The following is a 299-nucleotide window of genomic DNA, read 5'->3' as shown; positions in this document are numbered from 1 at the left end:
GCACCGACACTGTTGATCGCGCCGGCCGAGACCACATCGCCGGGCTCGACCGCGACCGGGATCGATTCGCCAGTGATACCCGATGTGTCCAGGCTGGAGCGACCGGAGCGGCCGATCCCGTCGGTCGCGATCCTCTCGCCCGGCCGGCCAACCATGACCTGACCGACCATCAACCCTCTCGCCTGGACGTGCACGGCAGTGCCGCCCTGCTAGTCGGTCGCTGTCTCCGGTACGCGCTTGAGCGGTGCACGCAGCCCGCCCCGGGCTCGGCCCACCGCCTTGTCCTCGAGTGCCCCAGC

General features: G+C 70.6%; 1 pseudogene. It reads right to left on the bottom strand.

What is annotated here, in order from left to right:
* A pseudogene (locus tag KVS71_RS17250) lies at nucleotides 1-299 on the bottom strand (cation-transporting P-type ATPase); the annotation flags it as partial.

This window comes from Microbacterium sp. GbtcB4 (genome assembly GCF_019091465.1).
Lineage (GTDB): Bacteria > Actinomycetota > Actinomycetes > Actinomycetales > Microbacteriaceae > Microbacterium > Microbacterium paraoxydans.
The sequence above is the reverse complement of the archived record's forward strand: the minus strand, read 5'-3'. Positions and strand labels throughout refer to the sequence as shown.